This is a genomic window from Sedimentibacter saalensis, assembly GCF_007830175.1.
GTDB classification, from domain to species: domain Bacteria; phylum Bacillota; class Clostridia; order Tissierellales; family Sedimentibacteraceae; genus Sedimentibacter; species Sedimentibacter saalensis.
In genome coordinates this window covers 80,987-100,110 of record NZ_VLKH01000005.1, presented here as the reverse complement: position 1 = coordinate 100,110, position 19,124 = coordinate 80,987, and the positions used below count along the sequence as shown (strand labels likewise).

Below are 19,124 nucleotides of genomic sequence, written 5' to 3'. Positions count from 1 at the left end.
CATTTATTTTATCATATGTAAATAAATGCCCATTAAATAAAATTCTAAAACAATTTTATATACTAATGTTGAATTATATAATATAATAATTTGAAACGTAAATTATATTTGGAGGCAAAATGGAAAATTACAACAATCTGGTATTAATGCTTAAGGATTCAAAAACCGGTTTTTTCGACAAAACAATGGGTTCATATGAAATTCATAAAAACATGGAATACATAGATAAAATATATGCAATGGAGGAAGGTAGTAAATTATATATCTTCTTAACCCTTACAACTCTTGATATTGAAGAAGACTGGAAATTTTCAGGAATCTTTGATTTGTACAATGAAGAAATTTTTTCAGGTAAAGCAGTTGGTTTTGAAGAATTATCTGAAGACTACAATCCTAAATGGATTATAAAAATTGAATATTCAGAAGATCATAAAAAAACAGAAGAATTACTGAATGAACTGTTAAATATTCATACAGCGGAATTAGAACGAATAATTCCTTTGATAAATCCTGAAGATTATATTCAGGAATAATTAAAAACATTTAAGCCAAACAACAAAACAGGCAAATTAAGTAATTTGCCTGTTTTGTTGTTTTTATTCAGTTTTATTCTTCAACCTTTTTTCTTAAAATGAAGTATGGTTCAACCTCATGGTCCATGTCCATTTTTACTGTCATCTGAGCGTGAGGTGCTGATTCGATTTTATTCCCGTCTTTATCCTGCATGTTTTTGGCAATAACTTCAAAATGTGTTCCCTTTGGCCCGAAGCATTCAAGAGTGTCGCCTTCTGAGAACTTGTTTCTTTGTTCAATTACACAGGTTCCTGTTAGTTTGTCGTAGGATCTAATAATTCCAACAACGTCGTATGTCCTGATGTAGCTGCTTGAAGTGTAAAGCTGACCGTCCTTGTATGGGTTACCGAAGAAAAATCCGTATGAGAAATCTCTGTGTGATGATTTTTCAACTTCTTCCTTCCAGTACTTTGTGTTCCTTTCACTTTCCGGTTTTTCCAGTTCATCAAGTGCATTTCTGTATGAACGAACAGCAATTGCTGTGTAGTATTCGCTTTTGTTTCTTCCTTCGATTTTAAGTGCTGTTATTCCAAGATCCTTGAACTTCTGCAGGTGTTCAACCATACACATATCCTTGGAGTTCATGATGAATGTGCCTTCTTCATCTTCATCAATTGGGTAGTATTCTCCCGGACGCTTTTCTTCAACAAGATTGTACTTCCATCTGCAGGCCTGCGCACAGTCTCCCTTGTTTGAATAACGACCAGTCATGAAGCTTGACAACAAACATCTTCCTGAATATGATATGCACATTGCTCCATGTACAAATGTTTCAAACTCAAGTTCCTTAGGGGAATTTTTAACTATAGCTTCAATTTCAGGAAATGAAAGCTCACGAGCAAGCACAATTCGGCTCACACCTTGTTTGTACCAGAAATTTGCTGAATGAAAATTAGTTGTGTTTGCCTGAGTGCTAAGGTGAATTCTCATGTCAGGTATTGTTTGTTTAACAACTTCTATTACACCAGGGTCTGCAACTATAAGCGCATCTGCTCCTATTGTTTGAAGATATTTGAGATATTCCTCAAGTCCCTGTAAATCATCGTTGTGTGGTGCTATATTTACTGTTATATTTGATTTTCTGCCGTGCTTGTGGCAGTAGTCGATTCCGAATTCTAAATCCTTGCTTGTGAAATTCTTGCCCCCTGCTCTCATTCCCATTGTCTTTCCGGCAAAGTATACTTCGTCTGCTCCGTATTCCACTGCCATTATGAGCTTATCTAAATTTCCTGCAGGTGCTAATAACTTTGGTAACATATTTTCTCCTTTATTTGATTAATGTGACTGCCAGCCCGTCTCCTAGGGGAAGGACCGTTGTAATGTATCTTTCATCATTTGAAATATATTCTAAATAATTTCTCATGTTTCTGACCAGTGTTTTCTTTCTTCTTACTACAAGTTCATCTGTTGCTATCATTCCCTGATAAAGAACGTTGTCGGAAATTATTATTCCTCCTGACTTCATCTTCATGCTGCATTTGTCAAAGAAAGTCCTGTAATAGCTTTTTGCAGCATCTATGAATGCAATGTCGAATGTTCCTTCAATTTTATCCAGATTTTCAACAGCATCTCCAAAATGAACGTCTATGTTTTTTTCAAGATTAAAGCTTTGTATGTTTTTCAAAGCTTCTTCGTAAAATTTTTCGCTTCTTTCCAGAGTAACAACTTTTCCTTCATTTTTCATGACCATACTCATGAATATTGAAGAATAACCTACATTTGTTCCAACTTCAATGATACTTCTGGCATGGAGCTGATTTATCACAAGCCTTAAGTACTGCCCTACTTCCTTGTGAATTATTGGAAGGCCTCTTTCAACACATTGCTGTCTGAAATTTTCTAATTTTTCATCCTCATTTTTAATGAGATTTTGTATATATGCGTCTATATAATCTCTGTTTATATTGTCCATTTTTCATCCTTAATCTAAATACTCGTCTGCAGCTTTAATGTGCTGGTCATAACTTTTTGAAAAGTAATGTGAACCGTCTCCCTTTGCAACGAAAAACAAATAATCAACATCTGCCGGTTCAAGCACCGCCTTTATAGAAGCTTTTCCGGGGGAGTTTATTGCTGTAGGCGGAAGTCCTTCTACAACATATGTGTTGTACGGTGAGTCAATTGCAATGTCATCATAAGTAAGTCGTTCCTTCCACTCATCATGGGCATAGTTTACAGTTGCACAGGACTGAAGTTTCATGTTAATATCAAGCCTGTTTAAAAATACTGCAGCAACTTCGTCCCTTTCTTCATCAAGCAATGCTTCCTTTTCAACAATGCTTGCAAGAATAATGGTTTTTTCAAAGTCTAACTTTGCATTTTCCATTCTTGGTTTTATTTCATCCATGTAAAATCCGTCAAACTGATCAAGAAGAGTTCTTACAACATCCTCTTCACTTGCATTTTTGTAAATGTTGTATGTGTCAGGCATAAGAAATCCCTGCAGATTTGTTATATCCGGGTTTTCTTTTAAAAAATCAAAATCTTCTTTGAAATATTGCCCGTCCGTCATTAAAGCAACGATTTTGTCGTAGTCAAGACCTGTCTGCTCTGCAATTGAAGAGGCCGCTTCTTCCAGGGTGAGTCCTTCAATTATTGTTATGTTTAAAGTGTTTCCTGAAGATCCTCCGTTTATTAAAGTTTCAAGTATATCATCAGCATCCATGCTTTTTGAAAACACAAATGTACCTGCCTTAAGCTTACTGTCTGCTCCGATTTTTTCAGCATGATATTTGAAAACTTTTGTATTTCTTATGAGATTATTCTCAAGCAGTATTTCTGCTATGTCAACTGTTGTGCTTCCAGAAGGAATTTCCACAGATAATTTACTTTCATCGTAAATGTCTACTGCTTTTAAATTTTCCTGCACAAAATTGTTAATAAACATGTAAGCTCCTGATGCTATTATTATAACAAGAAGGACAGCAATTATTTTTTTCATAATACCTCCGTATTGTTGCTGGCTTATTTTGAAATCCATTAAATTATACAACCTTTCAGCATCAATTACAATAAAAATCAATTTTTTTAAAATTTATGAATAAAAATTGGTCTGTTGGTCATTATAATAATGCTTATTACTTCGAAGAGAGGGTTGGTTCTTTTGGACAGATTGAACTTGGGTGACGCTCCCAATACGAAGATAGATAATTTTAGCGTAGCAAGATTAAGAATGGATGGCATTTCAGGTTTATCCAGTGACTTTAATGATAAACCAAATTCAAATTTAAATATTCTTTCAAAAAAAGAGAATACGAGAATGGAAAATAAGAAAATTGTTAATAACAAACCATCCCAATTCGGACCTATTTGGGGTGTTAACTTCCACATTATCAAAAAGTAATAGGCACATAAGCAGTCGGCGAACTTCGCCGGCTGCTTTATTTTATTATGATTCAGCAAAAGTCCTTACGATATTACATCACATTTTATTTAATGAATTAACATTATTCAAAGAATACACATATTATAATACCAAATGCTTTAGGAGGTTATTATGATATCTAAGAACAATGTGAATGATCCAAATTTAAATACAATAAATCCTGTTGTGGAAAGAAATCATCAGTGTCTGACCATCGGAAGAATAGCGCCTGACTTTACGGCCATAACAACTGACGGCATCATAACAATGTCCCAGTACAGAGGAAAATGGGTTCTCTTATTTTCACATCCAGGAGACTTTACTCCTATATGTACTTCTGAATTTATTGCTTTTTCGAATCTGTACTCTGAATTTGTAAAAAGAAATGTACAGCTAATTGGTATTAGCATAGACAGTAACCCTGCCCATCTTGGCTGGTTCTACGATATTCTTCAGTTTACAGGAATAACAATTCCATTTCCGCTGATTGCCGACAGAGATGCAGAAGTTTCAGTTCTTTACGGAATGGTAAATCCAGACAGAATTTATGAACAAAGTGTTAGAGACGTATTCATAATTGATCCCAATCAACGAATAAGAGCAATACTTACATACCCGGCTACAAACGGAAGAAATATGTATGAACTTTTAAGGCTCATTGATGCTCTTCAAATTTCAACAGAATACAGTGTGGGTACCCCTGCTAACTGGATGCCTGGTGATCCAGTTATTGTTCCTGCTCCAAGAACATTTAATGAAGTTATCCAAAGATCAACTAATCCTGATCCTGAATGGAACTGCAGACAATGGTATATGTGCTATACGGATTATCCAGGTGAAGCTGCAGGCTCAACTACTCCCACAGGCGATGGCTCTGCAGGAGATTTAACAGGCGGTGAACCCCAGGGCATCATCAAAGAAGATTAAAAAATGCTCCCTCATGATTTTATCTTGAAGGGAGCATTTTTTATTAATTTATTTAATGCAAAATTTCTTCAAAGTCAAATTGTTCACTTTCAAGCTTTTCAAACAAATTATCATCATCAAACTTATCGTTGTCAACTTCAATTATAATTGGAAGTATCATAGGATTACGTCTGATTTTATCGTAAATAAAGCTGCTGAGGGCATCCTTTATTGCCATTTTAATGTTGTTCCATTCCTTCACATTTGTTTCCTGGCATTTTGAAAGAGCTTTTCGGATAACAAATTTTGAATCTTCAATCAAATCTATGTTTTCACGAACATATATGAAGCCTCTGGATACAATTTCAGGACCTGCAAGAACTTTTCCGGTTCCTTTTTCTGTAGACAGCACAACTATGATGAGTCCGTTTTCGGACAAAAGTTTTCTGTCTCTAAGAACTATGTTTCCAACATCTCCAACACCTAATCCATCAACAAGAATATTTCCTGATGTAACAGTAGAATTTTTTGTTATGGATTTTGATGTTAGTTCAATAACATCTCCATTTTTACCTATTAAAGTATTTTCCTTCGGAATTCCAAGTTCTTCAGCCAGTCTTGCGTGCTGAACCAAGTGTCTGTATTCACCGTGTACAGGTATGAAGAACTTTGGCTTTAAAAGAGAAAGCATAAGCTTTAATTCATCTCTTCTGGCGTGTCCTGACACGTGAACCTGAGTCAATGCGTCATAGTATACTATGGCTCCCTTTTCATAAAGAGTGTTTATTACTCTTGAAACGGTTTTTTCATTTCCCGGTATGGCACTGGCAGAAATAATAACCAGGTCACCCTGCTTTATTTGTATTTTTTTATGATCATTGTTGGCAATTCGTGTAAGAGCCGACATAGGTTCACCCTGGCTGCCTGTTGTTATAATTACCACTTCATTGTCTTTGTATTTTTTAAGGTCATTAACATTTATGAGCGTGTCTTCAGGAATGTCCAGATATCCAAGTTCCTGTGCAACATCGATGTTATTTATCATGCTTCTGCCGGAAACAGCCACCTTTCTTCCATATATTACAGCAGCATTAATAACCTGCTGTACGCGGTGAATGTTTGATGCAAATGTTGCAACCAGTATTCTTGATTCGCAGTTTTTGAAAGATTCTATGAACTTTTCTCCAACAGTTCTTTCTGAAGCTGAAAATCCTTGTCTTTCCACGTTAGTGCTGTCGGACATGGCCAAGAGAACACCTTTTCTTCCAAGCTCTGCAAATGTTCCAAGATCAATAACATCATCGTCTATAGGCGTGAAGTCTATTTTAAAGTCTCCTGTATGCACAACCATTCCAATTGGTGTGTCGATAGCAAAGCCAACGGCATCTGGAATACTGTGGTTTGTTTGGATAAATTTAACCTTGAAGCACCCCAGGTTGATTGTCTGTCCCTTTTCAACAACATTGAGGGAAGCATCTTCAATTTTATGTTCCAGTATTTTATTTTTTACCAAACCAAGTGTAAGCTTTGTTCCATAAATAGGAACATTTATTTTTTTAAGCAAGTAAGGAATGTTGCCTATGTGGTCTTCGTGACCGTGTGTAAGGATTATTCCTTTTATTTTGTCTTTGTTTTTTATTAAATATGTTATATCCGGAATTACTATGTCTATTCCTAGCATTTGGTCATCAGGAAATGACATGCCGCAGTCTATGACTATGATGTTTGTGCCATATTCTATTACAGTCATGTTTTTTCCGATTTCCCCAAGACCTCCAAGGGGTATTACCTTTAATTTATGTTTCTTTTCTGTTGCCATTTTCATTCTCCTTATTTCTGCATTGACCGCAGATTCCGGTGAATTTGACCACGTGATTCAATATTTCAAAATTGTATTGTTTTTCTATTATTTCTTCCAATGAGTTCATCAAGTCTTCTTTGACTTCAATGATCTTTCCGCATTTTTTGCACAATAAATGATGATGCTGATGAATTTCGTTGCTGTTTGGCGACAAAATTTCATATCTGCTGAGTCCGTCATCAAAATTATGCTTGTATACCATACCGATTTCTTCAAAAAGCTGAAGTGTCCTGTAAGTGGTTGCAATTCCCATCTTAGGGTTTTTGTTTTTTACAAGTTCGTAGATTTCTTCTGTACTTAAATGCTTATCTTTGTTTTCGACCAGGATTTCATATATCATGGTTCTCTGTATTGTAGATTTATATCCGTTTTCACACAGCAATTTAACCAAATTATCTGCTTCACTCATAAAAACACCCCCTTTTTTGATTTAAATTAAATCATCAGCTATTCCTTCGTAAACTTCAATAACTTCCTGAATTTCTTCTTCATCTTCTACAGGAATGAATACACCGTTTCCGTCTTCAGTTTCTTCAACATAAAATATCATGCCTTCGTCAGAGTTGATTTCATGAAGAACAGCATACATTGTATCATCAATATGAAACGTAGCTTCCACAACAAGTTTTTCTTTTTTTCCTTCTTCATTTATCAGTTCAATAATATTTTCTTCCATTTTTCTCCTCTTGGCCTATATTTTATTTTTTTGTTCTCTGCATATATCCTGACAGAATTTGAACTGCGGCTAATTTGTCTATTACTTCTTTTCTTTTCTTCCTTTTAACATCGGCGTCTATCAACATTCTTTCGGAAATAGTTGTGGTGAACCTTTCATCTTCGAACTCAACAGGCAAATCAATGTGCTGCTTCATCTTTTCGATGAATGCCAGAACTTTCTCACCTTGAATGCCTACTGTTCCATCAAGCATTTTGGGTAACCCTGACACTATCTTTGTTACCTGATATTCATCTATGATCTTCTTGAGCTCATTAATATCATTCTTAATATTTGTTCTTTTTATTGTAGTGACTCCTTGGGCTGTGATCATCAACAAATCACTCACCGCCACTCCAATAGTTCTGTCTCCCACATCTAGACCCATTAATCTGTCCATAGCAACCTCACACAATTTTGATATAAAAATCCGTACATTCACCGGCGCAGTAGCTGCACAAAACACATTTGCTCATATCAACGACACACTTGCCGTCAACAATCTCAAGGGCATTCTGTCTGCACTTTCTTGCGCATTTTCCGCAACCAATACACCACTCTTCTACAACGAGAGTTCTCTTTTGATTTCTGATTTTATTTTTTATATTAATATTTAACTCATTGTTTTCTAAATAAGCGATATTAGCATCAATTTCTTCAACTGTGCTCATACCTACTGCTATGGAGTCCACAAAACTCAAATCATTTGCAAACTTGAAGGCTTCCCTTGCCTGGTTTATCAAATGTCCTCCTCCATAGATTTTCATTGCCATTATGAATTTGTTGTTTTCTTTTGCCTTTTTTACGGCTTGGAGCATGTCATCAATTGTACCGTCTGAGATTCCAATGCCTTTCATGTTTAAAAGCGGAAAAACAAATTCAATTTCCTTAAACATTATGCTGTCACGTACAGCTTCAACTCTGTGAGTTGATATTCCAAAATGTTTTATTATACCTTGTTGTTTGTACTCCAGAAGTCTCTCCACTGCCTGATAATGGCCCAAAAAATTGTTGCCGTTATCCTGTTCGTGAAGCATGAATACATCGAGATAATCCGTGTTCATTTCTTCTAAAGCCTTATTGACACTATATTCTGCAGATTTTCTGTCATATGCATAGCTTTTTGTTGCTATGTTTAGTTTAACCCTGTCTTTGTCTTTTATGAATTGTTTTATAATATTATAGTTGTCATAAAGCTCGGCTGTGTCAAAAAAATTTATTCCTTTGTCATAAGCGTAGTTCAGTAATTTCACTTTGTTTTCTTCGGTATTGTTGTTTTGTAAATCGCTTAATGACAGTGTTCCGTAACATAATTTCGATACATTTTCTTTATCAAATAAATTTATATATTTCATTGTTTCTCCAATATTGCATATGCAATATAAAAGAGACGGCAAGGGCGTCCCGCCCTTTGCAATCCCCGTTTTTATAATATAGGAAAAAGAACTTTCCTATATTATAAAATAGAGCAGTATATACACATATACTGCTTTCCACATAGAATTTTAAAGGTCTATTACTTGTAAATAAACATTTAATATTTCTTCTAACAGTTCGTCTCTCTCTATTTTACGTATTAAACTTCTTGCATTGTTATGATTTGTTATATAAGTAGGATCACCTGACAATATATAACCAATGAGCTGGTTGTTGGGATTATAACCTTTTTCTTTCAGTGACTGATACACCTGTGCTATAATCTCTCTGGCTTCATTTAATGACTCCATATTGTAATCAAATTTTGCTGTATTGTTTACATTGCTATCCATAATAACCACCTCTTTACATAACCTTTGTATATTGTACTACATTTTTGTAATAAAATCAAACATTATTAAAACAATTAATAATTAATAGTTAAGAATTAAGAATTATTGTTGGAAATGTGCCGCGGCACATTTCCTTCATTCAATTCTTCACTCTTCATTCTTCATTCTTAATTTTTTAAAAGTTCCTTTACTGCTTCGATTGCTTCGTCAATTTTTTCAGGATTTTTTCCACCTGCCTGGGCAAAGTCTGGTCTTCCGCCTCCGCCGCCTCCTGCAACTAAAGCAGCAGCCTTTACAATGTTTCCTGCCTGAATTCCCTTAGCGTTTAAATCTTTTGTAACAGAAGATACGAACAGCACCTTGTCTCCTAAGTCCGATGACAGAATAATTGCACAGCTTTCATTTTTATCTTTTATTTTGTCTGCAATTTCCCTTAGAGAATTTGCATCCTTGTCTTTAAGTTTAAGGGCAAAAAGTTTTATGCCGTTTATTTCTTCATACTGGTCAAGGATCTGATCCATGCTTTTTTTAAGTATTTCATTGTTCAGCTTTTGGATTTCTTTTTCTTTGTCCTTAGATTCCTTTTTAAGAGCATTCACTTTTGAAGGCAGCTCTTCCTTGCTTGTTTTCATGGCAGCACATACTTCATCTGTTATTTTAACAAGATCATTTAAGTATTCTATTGCTGTTCTTCCAGTAATTGCTTCTATTCTTCTGATTCCTGAAGCAATTCCTCCTTCAGAAATTATTTTAAACATACCTATTTTTGAAGTTTCATCAATGTGAGTTCCACCGCAAAGTTCCTTGCTGAAATCTCCAACGCTGACAACTCTGACAACTTCCTCGTATTTTTCGTCAAACAAAGCTGTAGCTCCTGAATTTCTTGCTTCTTCTATGTTAAGAACATCAGTGTTGACTTTGTAATCTTCAAGTATTGCTTCATTAACACGTCTTTCAATTTCACGAAGTGTTTCATGGTCCACTGCTTCAAAATGTGTGTAGTCAAATCTGAGTCTGTCCTTTGAAACGTATGAACCTGCCTGATTTACATGGTCCCCAAGCATTTCCTTCAATACTTTGTGCAGAATATGTGTACATGTGTGATTCTTTGCAGTGTTTTTCCTCTGGTCAGTATTTACATCTGCAGAAATTTTATCCCCAACAGAAATACTTCCCTTTAAAACTGTTGTTTCATGAAGGAAAATACTCTTTTTAAACTTCTTTGTATCTGTAACTGAAGCTTCCATTCCTTCTGCAAATAATTTTCCCGAGTCTCCGGTCTGTCCGCCGCTTTCTCCATAAAACGGAGTTTTGTCAAGAACAACAATACCGCTTTGACCTTCGCTTATTGTGTTTACCTGTTCCTGATCAACAACAATTGCTACTACTTCTGCAGTATCACATAACTTTTCATATCCTGTAAAAATTGTTTTTTCAGTATCTATATTGAATTCTTCATCTTTCCATCCGGAGCTGCCAGTCTTGCTTCTTGCTTCTCTGGCCATTTGTCTGTGCTCTTCCATTATTGATTTAAACTGGTTCTTGTCGAATTCAAATCCATTTTCTACAAGTATTTCTTCTGTAAGTTCTGACGGAAAACCGTAAGTATCATAAAGCTTGAACGCAACACTTCCGTCAAAAACCTTTTTGTCAGTTCCTTTCATTGCTTCAAGTTCTTTCATGAGAAGCTCAAGCCCCTGGTCTATGGTTGTTTTGAACTTTTCTTCTTCAAGCTGAACAACCTTAAGAATGTAGCTTTCCTTTTCAGCCAGCTGAGGGTATGCTTCCTTCCAGTTGTCAATTACAACCTTCACTGTCTTTGTGAGGAACTCAGAATGTATCCCAAGAGATTTTCCCTGACGAATAGCTCTTCTTATGAGTCTTCTTAAGACATATCCTCTTCCTTCATTTGAAGGTATAACTCCGTCTCCTATCATGAATGTTGCTGCTCTTGAGTGGTCGCAGATTATTTTCATTGATGTGTCTTTTTTCTTGTCGACACCATATGTAACTTTAGATATTTCTTCTACTTTATATATAATTGAAATTAATGGCTCAACGTCGTAAACTGTTGGTTTTCCCTGAAGAACCGATGCTACTCTTTCAAGTCCCATCCCTGTGTCTATGTTTGGATTTGGAAGCGGATGGTACACTCCTTGTTCATCCTTGTCGAACTGAGTGAACACCAGATTCCATATTTCTATGTATCGGTTGCAGTCACATCCTGGTTTGCAGTCTGGTGAACCGCATCCTCTGTCAGCTCCCGTGTCGTAATATATTTCAGAACATGGTCCGCTTGGTCCCACTTCAAGTTCCCAGAAGTTGTCGTCTTTTCCAAGTCTCACTATTCTTTCCTTAGGAATTCCTACGCTGTTATGCCAGATTTCAGCTGCTTCGTCGTCATCTTCATACACTGTTACCCAAAGTCTGTTTGCATCTATTTTTAAAACGTCAGTAAGAAGTTCCCAGGCCCATGCAATTGCTTCATTTTTGAAATAATCACCGAATGAAAAGTTTCCAAGCATTTCAAAAAAAGTCAAATGTCTTGCAGTGAGACCAACATTGTCTATGTCGCCTGTTCTTACGCACTTCTGACATGTTGCCATTCTTTTTGAGGGCGGTGTTTCAGCTCCCGTGAAGTATTTCTTCAAAGGTGCCATACCGGCTCCTATTAAAAGCAGACTCTTATCATTTTTTGGAATCAATGAAAAGCTTTGCTCAGTTAAATGTCCTTTACTTTTAAAAAAATTTAAATACTCTTTTCTTATATTGTTTATGGAAAATCTATCTAATGTATCCATGGTTCCTCCATTTCTCATAGGTACTCTTTATTAAGAAATTATAATGTATTCTTTCCCCTATTGTCAACTATATTTCAAATTTCTCCAATTTAGAAACAAAATCCAATGGGTTACCATATCATAATAATTAAAAGCGGAGCCGCGCTCCGCTTTAATTAATATTTTTAGTGGCAGTGGATGTCTTCGTCATCTTCAGGCTTGTAATCCTCCAAACCCTTTATAACCTTGCCTGTTTTTTGTGAATAATCAAAAAGTGCTGATTTAACTGCCTGCTCAGCTAAAACTGAACAGTGAACCTTTACAGGCGGAAGTCCGCCCAATGCTTCTATAACTGCTTTATTTGAAAGTTCAACTGCTTCGTCAATGCTCTTTCCTTTTATGAGTTCTGTTGCCATGCTTGAAGAAGCTATGGCAGAGCCGCATCCAAAAGTTTCAAACTTTACATCTTCAATTATATCATTGTTTATTTTCAAATAAATTTTCATTATATCTCCGCATTTTGGGTTTCCAACCTGGCCTACTCCGTCTGCGTTTTCCATTGAACCTACATTCCTTGGGTTTCTGAAGTGGTCCATCACTGTTTCTGTATACATAATATCCTCCGATTTTAAATATATGTTAATATTTTATATTATAGACTGTTTCCTTTTTTTAAGTCTTCGTCGTTTTTAATAGGTGACATCATCCTTAATTTTGAAATTATATTTTTCATTGTTTCAACTGTATAATCTATGTCTTCTTCAGTAATTTCTTCACTGATGGAGAAACGAATTGATCCGTGTGCTGTACCATGGTCAAGTCCAGTTGCTAAAAGTACGTGTGAAGGATCAAGTGAGCCTGAAGTACATGCAGAACCGCTTGAAGCAGAAATTCCTTCCATATCCAGAAGCAAGAGTATTGATTCTCCTTCAACATACTTGTATGAGAAGTTTACATTGTTTGGAAGTCTCATTGTAGGATGTCCGTTAAGAACAACATCAGGAATATTTGTTTTTATTCCCTCAATGAGTCTGTCTCTGAGCTCAGTGAGTCTCGCAATGTGCTTGTCAAAATCTCTTTCAGCTATTTCAACAGCCTTGCCAAATCCAGCTATATTTTGAACTCCTTCTGTTCCAGCTCTTCTTCCTCTTTCCTGTCCGCCGCCGTGAATGAAGTTGTCTATTTTAACTCCTTTGCGGATGAACATTCCTCCAACGCCTTTAGGACCGCCGATTTTATGAGCTGACATTGACAAAAGATCTATGTGCTGCTTTTTAACATCGATTTTCACGCTGCCAAGAGCCTGGACTGCATCAGTGTGAAATATGATTCCATGCTCCTGAGCAATCTCTCCAATTTGTTCAATAGGCTGAATTGTTCCTATTTCATTGTTTGCATACATTATTGATATAAGTATTGTTTCTGGTCTTATGGCTTCTTTTAATTTTTCAAGGTCAATCATTCCATATTTGTCAACATCGAGATATGTTGTTTCGAATCCGAACTTTTCAAGATATTCACATGTGTGTAAAATTGCATGATGCTCTATTTTTGTAGTAATTATATGATTTCCTTTGTTCTTGTTTGCAAATGCCACTCCTTTAACAGCCCAGTTGTCTGATTCGGAGCCCCCTGCAGTAAAATATATTTCCTTTTCATCTGCATTTAAGAAGTCTGCAACCTGTTTTCTTGCATTTTCTATGGCTTCTTTAGACTTTCTTCCAAGTTCATACAAAGAACTTGAAGGATTGCCGTAATATTCATCGAAATATTGACGCATTTCTTCTACTACTTCTTTTTTAACTCTTGTTGTTGCAGCATTGTCAAGATAAAGTTTCTTGCTCATTTTATTCCTCCGTTAATATTGTTTTTCGTTCCTCATACATATCAGCTAAAGTTATATTATCTATAACATCGTTTATACTGTTTTCTATTTTTTCAAATATAACTCTTGTGGCACAAATTGATTCTCTTGAACACACTTCCTTGTTTATGCATTCGGAAGTTGTGATTTCGCCTTCCAGTGTTCTAAGTACCATTCCCACGGTTATTTCATCCGGTCGTTTTGCAAGCATGTATCCTCCCTGAGGACCCCTGACCGTATCTATAAAGCCACCTTTTTTTAATTTAGCAAAAAGCTGCTCCAGATAACTTTCTGATATATCATATTTATCTGATATTTTTTTAAGAGAAACAGGTCCCAAACCGTAGTTCAGCGCAAGTTCAAATATTGCTTTAAGTCCATATCTGCCCTTTGTTGATAAAATCATTTCTGCTCTCCTTTCATCAATTCCTACCTTTTTAGTAGGGTATGGCTTATTATAATATACCCTACTAATTTTGTCAACATTATTTAAAATTTTTTTATGTAGTTAAAAAAACCGCAACATTAAATAATATTGCGATTAAATCTTCTTAGTCAACAAGTTTCAATACAGTTTTGTTCCTGCCTGCTTCCTTTGCATTGTACAGCTCTTTATCAGCTGCTTCCATGATTTTTGAAGCACTTCCCAATGTGGCTGCCTTACCTGTAACTCCTCCAATGCTAATGGTTACAGCATTTGTTTGTCCATTTGAAGTGTAGTAAAGATTAAGCTTTCCAACTTCATTTCTTATATAGTTTCCCAGTTCCAACGATTGTTCATAGTCTATGGACTTTGCAAAGTATACAAATTCTTCGCCACCATACCTGCCAAATGTATCCTTTCTTTTATTTTGAATATTTCTAATACAATCTGCCACTTTCTTCAAACAATAATCACCTTTAGAATGTCCCCAGCAATCATTGTATTTTTTAAAATGGTCAATATCTATCATGAACAATACCAGGCTGTCATCATTTGTCAAAGCTTCCTCCACAGTGTTGTTCAAACAGAAGTTTATGCTCCTTCTGTTTGGAATGCCTGTAAGTTCATCTTCATAAGCTCTTTTTTCAAGTATTTTATTTGCCTCTCTTATTCTTTGCAGTTCCTTTGTTTTAGCAGATATTTCCTCCTGAAGCCTCGTTTTTAACTTCTCGTATTTTTCATTTGCCTTAATGTATTTCAATTCTACATTTAACAGCTCAATTTTGTTTCCCAAATTTGAAGCTGTTATTTCTTCATTAATATTATAGAATTTTTTGTAATATTCAAGAGATGATTTATAATCTTCTTCACATTCGTAACATTCAGAAATATACTTATAAACTTGGCACATCTTTTTTTTCGCATTTATTTGTTCCGCATAGGACATGGCCTTTTCAATATAAACAAAAGCTTTTCTGTCATTTTTATTAAACATTAGCTCTGCAATATTCATAAGAACATCTATGGTAAAATATTTGTTGTTAACTTCCTCTAACCTGTTAAGTGCCCTGAAATAGTATTCTTCTGCCTTCATGAAATCTTTGACTGAAAAGCTTATTTTTCCCAGCCTGTTTTCAATGCCGCCCATTGTTAACATGTCATTTTTTTCAACTAAAATATCATAGCTTTTTAAATAGTAATCCAGGGATTCATCATACTTACCTTCATTGAAAAAAATCTCACCTATGTTTCCAAGTATGGATGCTTCGTTCATCTGATATTTGTTGTCCTGGCATATTTTAAGAGAATCAAAAAAATAATCCAATGCCTTTTCGTTGCTGGAAGATTCCCGGTATATTTCGCCAATGTTGTTCATTACACAGCTTTGCATAAATTTATCACTTTGTTTAAATGCAACATCAGAAACTTCCAAAAAATATCTCAGTGCTTCTTCATACATTGAGCTATAAAAGTAAGCAATGCCAGCAAGATTCAATGATTTCATCTTTCCGTCTGCATTATTTGTATCCTCAAAAATTTCCAATGCTCTAAGAGAACAATCAAGCATTTGACTTATTTCAGATTTTGCCCTGCAGGCAAAAGCCATTGCTACAAGGCTGTAGCCTTCTTCAGTTTTTAAGCTGAATTTCCTTGACTTATTGTACGCTTCCAAGCTCATTTCATAGGATTTATATGGTTTTATGGCAGCAATCTTCTTTGATTTCTCCAGAATTTCATATATTTCTTTACTAACAGTTTCCTTCATGTCAATATCCTGTCATAATATTTTATATAATTTCTAATTTCTGTTTTAATTTAAAAAAACACCAATTTTCAACATAATTATACCACTACTTACCTTTTGATTCCAGTAAAAAATATTATATTTTACTAACATTTACATAATTTCACAAAATAAAACGAAAACCGCTTGCGGTTTTCGTTATTGTCTGTTTTTTATGGAAGAAGTTTGTAAACATAACTACCATTTTTATTGACAGCGCTGTACACATTGTCTACGGAATATTTTCCGCTGCATTCATTGAGAACTGTATTTAATGCTTCTTTTCCAAAAGCTTTGATGCATAAATCGCACTCGCTTTTGATGCTGAAAGGTGTCTGCATCAACCTGATATTTCTTACTCCGTAGCCCAGCAGCTTGTTGTATGCGGCTACAGCATAATTCCCGTGTTTAAAGGTTATTATATAAAGTTCCATAGAAATCCTCCTTTATTATTCCCAGTACTATTTTATTAAAAATAACACATAAGGTTACAAGGAGAAATTTCAATATCAGTTAATTTGAATTTCCTTTGCTTCTTCAGGCTTAAAATCATTTTTCAAATCATAAATATTGTGAGAAGTATAATCTCTAAGCTGTCTGTCACCAAGAGAATAACATCTCATGAATCTTTTTGAGTCAACTGTTGTCCAATGCTCAGCATCCCAAGTGAGGTATCCGTCTTCATCTGTTTTCTTTTCGTACAAAATTAAATCTACCTGTCTGTTCTTTTCTTTCATCAAGTCTATGAGGTCCTTAGTTGTCACTTCCAACTCAACTTTGTTTATTAAATCATATGCTTTCATTTTTTCTCTCCTGCAATTAATTTAGATATCCGTGTTCGTCTTCGTTGTCGTAAATACTCAGTTCGTCTTTTAGGTATTCCAAGTTTGATTCGTAGTCCTCTTCAGAAATCTGATTGTTGAACAGTAAGTCATCCAGCTTGTTTTTGCTGTCTTCAAAAATGAAGATTTCCTTGCAGGGCCATATGGTGTTGCTTTTGTTCTCATGGTTTGATTTCAGAACCGAAATGACCATTTCATCTTTGTCCAGCTCCAGAATTGTTCCCATGAGAAAAAACTTGTTTATTTTAATGTTGTGCTGTTCAAACAAGTCTCTCACTTTTTTTATGAACAAATAATGGTTTCTTTTTATTTCAAATGACACGTTGTCATTTAAAACCTCATCCTGCAGATCTTGATTGTAAAAATCCACAGAAACATCATATTTGTCATTTGTGTCGTATTCTTCAAATTTTATTTTGTTTTCTAATATTTCATCTATATCCGTATCTGTAATACAGGAATTAAATAATTTGTAATTCATAGAAGTCCCTCCGTTACTGTTTCAGGTATTCTAAAAACTTTTTGATTCTGCTTTCATACCCTGATTCCTTAGGCTGATAAAAAGTCGAGTTTCTCATTGTATCAGGCAGATAATTCTGCTTTACATAAAACTTTTCATAATCGTGAGGGTATTTGTAGCTTACTCCTCTTCCAAGCTTTTCTGCTCCGCTGTAATGTTTGTCTTTCAAGTGAAGAGGAACATCAACGGCATTTTTCTCCACAGCATCCATGGCTCTGTCAATTGCAATGATTGAGGCGTTGCTTTTAGGAGCACAGGCAATGTATAATACAGCTTGTGCAAGAATAATACGCCCTTCTGGAAAACCTATTATCTCCACAGCCTTAAAGGCATTCACTGCAACTTCAAGAGCCCTTGGGTCTGCATTTCCAACATCTTCGGAAGCACAGATTATAATTCGCCTTGCAATGAACTTTGGATCTTCTCCCGATTTTATCATTTTTGCCAGCCAGAAAACCGCTGCATCAGGGTCAGAGCCCCTCATACTTTTGATAAATGCCGAAATTGTGTCGTAATGACTGTCTCCGTTTTTATCATATTCAAGTTTTTTCTGCTGTATGCATTCTTCTGCAACAGAAATATCTATGATTATTTCTCCGTCTGTCTCCGGAGTTGTTTCGACTCCAAGCTCCAGTGCGCTTAACGCCTTTCTTGCGTCACCGTTTGAATTGTTAACAATATGATTTATTGCTTCTTCAGTAATTTTTACATTTTTTGCTCCATATCCGTTTTCTTTGTCCATTGCAGCTTTTTTTAAAACTTTAATTATGTCATCATCTGTAATTTTCTTGAATTCAAACACAAGTGAACGTGATATCAAAGCAGGATTTACTTCGAAGTAAGGATTTTCGGTTGTAGCGCCAATCAAAATTATAGTTCCGTTTTCAACATAAGGAAGCAAAGCATCCTGCTGAGATTTGTTGAAACGATGAATTTCATCGATAAACAGGATTGTCCTCTTGTTGTACATGGACAACTGGTCAACAGCATAGCTTATTTTATCCTTTATGTCTTTTATACCGCTTGTTACTGCATTGAGGGTGGTGAAATTATTGTTGGTGTTTTCAGCAATAATTTTAGCCAAAGTTGTTTTTCCGGTTCCCGGAGGTCCGTAAAATATAGCAGAGGAAAGCTTGTCAGCCTTTATGGCTCTGTTAAGAATTTTCCCCTCTCCAACTATATGCTCCTGCCCCACAAATGTTTCAAGCGTTGCAGGCCTCATGCGCTGTGCAAGAGGCCCATTTTTTTTGATTGAATTTTCATATTGCATTTCAAATATATTCATCATATTATCTTAATAAAGCTTTCTTCCTATTGTAAGCTTCAAAGTGTTTTTTTTCATTTCCCTTTTATCATATGCCTTTAAAAGAATATATGATACTCCAAGTGATAATACAGAAGCAACTGCTGAAATCATGTCTTTGTTTGGGCTGGTTGATAAAAGCTGCACAGCAGCTATTGTTATCATCATCAATCCAAATGGAATTCCGTAAAGTATGAAAATCTGTTTGAATGCAACCTCATTCTCAGTTGTGATTTCAACATAATCTCCCACTTCATATCCCTCATTGATCTCTGTTTCAACAATTACATTTGCCTGGCTGCATGTACCGCTGCAGCTGGCGCAGCTTGAACCGCATCCACTTGGTCTTCTAACTGAAACTGTTGCTATGTTTCCATTTATTTTTTCTATCTTACCTACCTGATTCATTGAACATTCCTT

Annotated in this window: 22 protein-coding genes; 3 read left to right on the top strand and 19 right to left on the bottom strand. The window is 35.4% G+C overall.

Annotated elements, in window-relative coordinates:
- Window positions 1-119: 119 nt before the first annotated feature.
- Entirely contained in the window at window positions 120-533 is a 414-nt protein-coding gene (locus LY60_RS10350) for a DUF6762 family protein (protein WP_145083150.1), read from the top strand.
- 73 nt (window positions 534-606) lie between these two features.
- Here LY60_RS10350 and LY60_RS10345 read toward each other — a convergent pair whose 3' ends face one another.
- Genes LY60_RS10345 through mltG form a run of 3 tightly spaced genes read right to left on the bottom strand, consistent with a single transcriptional unit; the run spans window position 607 to window position 3,514 of the window.
- Window positions 607-1,830 carry a peptidase U32 family protein gene (locus LY60_RS10345; protein ID WP_145083148.1) on the bottom strand — a complete coding sequence of 408 codons (1,224 nt, stop codon included), beginning with the start codon at window positions 1,828-1,830 and terminating at the stop codon, window positions 607-609.
- Window positions 1,831-1,840: 10 nt separating this feature from the next.
- Complete coding sequence (locus LY60_RS10340; RefSeq protein ID WP_145083145.1) at window positions 1,841-2,485, bottom strand: O-methyltransferase; 645 nt, start codon at window positions 2,483-2,485, stop codon at window positions 1,841-1,843.
- A 9-nt stretch (window positions 2,486-2,494) separates the two neighbouring features.
- Window positions 2,495-3,514, bottom strand: coding sequence for an endolytic transglycosylase MltG (mltG, locus tag LY60_RS10335; RefSeq protein WP_170226175.1), 1,020 nt, complete (start codon window positions 3,512-3,514; stop codon window positions 2,495-2,497).
- A 162-nt stretch (window positions 3,515-3,676) separates the two neighbouring features.
- Between mltG and LY60_RS10330 the strand changes: the two genes are divergently transcribed.
- Window positions 3,677-3,916, top strand: coding sequence for a hypothetical protein (locus LY60_RS10330; RefSeq protein ID WP_145083140.1), 240 nt, complete (start codon window positions 3,677-3,679; stop codon window positions 3,914-3,916).
- A 153-nt stretch (window positions 3,917-4,069) separates the two neighbouring features.
- Window positions 4,070-4,864, top strand: a complete 795-nt coding sequence (locus LY60_RS10325; RefSeq protein ID WP_145083137.1) for a peroxiredoxin — start codon at window positions 4,070-4,072, stop codon at window positions 4,862-4,864.
- Window positions 4,865-4,916: 52 nt separating this feature from the next.
- Here the strand turns inward: LY60_RS10325 and LY60_RS10320 are convergent, their stop codons facing one another.
- The 16 genes from LY60_RS10320 to LY60_RS10245 all read right to left on the bottom strand — a co-directional run bounded on the left by LY60_RS10320 (window position 4,917) and on the right by LY60_RS10245 (window position 19,112).
- A complete protein-coding gene (locus tag LY60_RS10320; RefSeq protein ID WP_145083133.1) occupies window positions 4,917-6,662 on the bottom strand; it encodes a ribonuclease J in 1,746 nt (581 codons plus the stop codon).
- Window positions 6,640-7,113 carry a Fur family transcriptional regulator gene (locus LY60_RS10315; protein ID WP_019228128.1) on the bottom strand — a complete coding sequence of 158 codons (474 nt, stop codon included), beginning with the start codon at window positions 7,111-7,113 and terminating at the stop codon, window positions 6,640-6,642. The genes LY60_RS10320 and LY60_RS10315 overlap by 23 nt, the downstream gene beginning before the upstream one ends.
- A 21-nt stretch (window positions 7,114-7,134) precedes the next feature.
- Entirely contained in the window at window positions 7,135-7,380 is a 246-nt protein-coding gene (locus LY60_RS10310) for a DUF1292 domain-containing protein (protein ID WP_019228129.1), read from the bottom strand.
- A 22-nt stretch (window positions 7,381-7,402) separates the two neighbouring features.
- On the bottom strand, window positions 7,403-7,819 hold the full coding sequence (gene ruvX, locus LY60_RS10305; RefSeq protein WP_145083130.1) for a Holliday junction resolvase RuvX: 417 nt from the start codon (window positions 7,817-7,819) through the stop codon (window positions 7,403-7,405).
- Between the two features lie 7 nt (window positions 7,820-7,826).
- Entirely contained in the window at window positions 7,827-8,774 is a 948-nt protein-coding gene (locus tag LY60_RS10300) for an aldo/keto reductase (RefSeq protein WP_145083127.1), read from the bottom strand.
- A gap of 150 nt (window positions 8,775-8,924) precedes the next feature.
- Window positions 8,925-9,188, bottom strand: a complete 264-nt coding sequence (locus LY60_RS10295) for an IreB family regulatory phosphoprotein (RefSeq protein ID WP_145083124.1) — start codon at window positions 9,186-9,188, stop codon at window positions 8,925-8,927.
- A 167-nt stretch (window positions 9,189-9,355) separates the two neighbouring features.
- Window positions 9,356-11,989 (bottom strand): alanine--tRNA ligase, encoded by a 2,634-nt coding sequence (alaS, locus tag LY60_RS10290; RefSeq protein ID WP_145083121.1) that lies wholly within the window; start codon window positions 11,987-11,989, stop codon window positions 9,356-9,358.
- A 164-nt stretch (window positions 11,990-12,153) separates the two neighbouring features.
- Window positions 12,154-12,582, bottom strand: coding sequence for a Fe-S cluster assembly scaffold protein NifU (gene nifU, locus LY60_RS10285; protein WP_019228134.1), 429 nt, complete (start codon window positions 12,580-12,582; stop codon window positions 12,154-12,156).
- Between the two features lie 38 nt (window positions 12,583-12,620).
- Window positions 12,621-13,814 carry a cysteine desulfurase NifS gene (nifS, locus tag LY60_RS10280; protein WP_145083118.1) on the bottom strand — a complete coding sequence of 398 codons (1,194 nt, stop codon included), beginning with the start codon at window positions 13,812-13,814 and terminating at the stop codon, window positions 12,621-12,623.
- 1 nt (window position 13,815) lies between these two features.
- Complete coding sequence (locus tag LY60_RS10275) at window positions 13,816-14,238, bottom strand: RrF2 family transcriptional regulator (protein WP_145083115.1); 423 nt, start codon at window positions 14,236-14,238, stop codon at window positions 13,816-13,818.
- Window positions 14,239-14,383: 145 nt separating this feature from the next.
- Window positions 14,384-16,021 carry a tetratricopeptide repeat-containing diguanylate cyclase gene (locus LY60_RS10270; RefSeq protein WP_145083112.1) on the bottom strand — a complete coding sequence of 546 codons (1,638 nt, stop codon included), beginning with the start codon at window positions 16,019-16,021 and terminating at the stop codon, window positions 14,384-14,386.
- Between the two features lie 191 nt (window positions 16,022-16,212).
- The gene (locus LY60_RS10265; RefSeq protein ID WP_019228138.1) at window positions 16,213-16,473 is read right to left on the bottom strand and encodes a putative Se/S carrier-like protein; all 261 of its coding nucleotides are present in this window, start codon (window positions 16,471-16,473) and stop codon (window positions 16,213-16,215) included.
- A gap of 75 nt (window positions 16,474-16,548) precedes the next feature.
- Window positions 16,549-16,842 (bottom strand): ligand-gated ion channel, encoded by a 294-nt coding sequence (locus LY60_RS10260; protein WP_145083110.1) that lies wholly within the window; start codon window positions 16,840-16,842, stop codon window positions 16,549-16,551.
- 16 nt (window positions 16,843-16,858) lie between these two features.
- Entirely contained in the window at window positions 16,859-17,362 is a 504-nt protein-coding gene (locus LY60_RS10255; protein ID WP_145083107.1) for a hypothetical protein, read from the bottom strand.
- Window positions 17,363-17,375: 13 nt separating this feature from the next.
- Window positions 17,376-18,686, bottom strand: coding sequence for a replication-associated recombination protein A (locus tag LY60_RS10250; RefSeq protein WP_145083508.1), 1,311 nt, complete (start codon window positions 18,684-18,686; stop codon window positions 17,376-17,378).
- A gap of 9 nt (window positions 18,687-18,695) precedes the next feature.
- Window positions 18,696-19,112 (bottom strand): SoxR reducing system RseC family protein, encoded by a 417-nt coding sequence (locus tag LY60_RS10245; protein ID WP_145083104.1) that lies wholly within the window; start codon window positions 19,110-19,112, stop codon window positions 18,696-18,698.
- Between the last annotated feature and the right edge of the window lie 12 nt (window positions 19,113-19,124).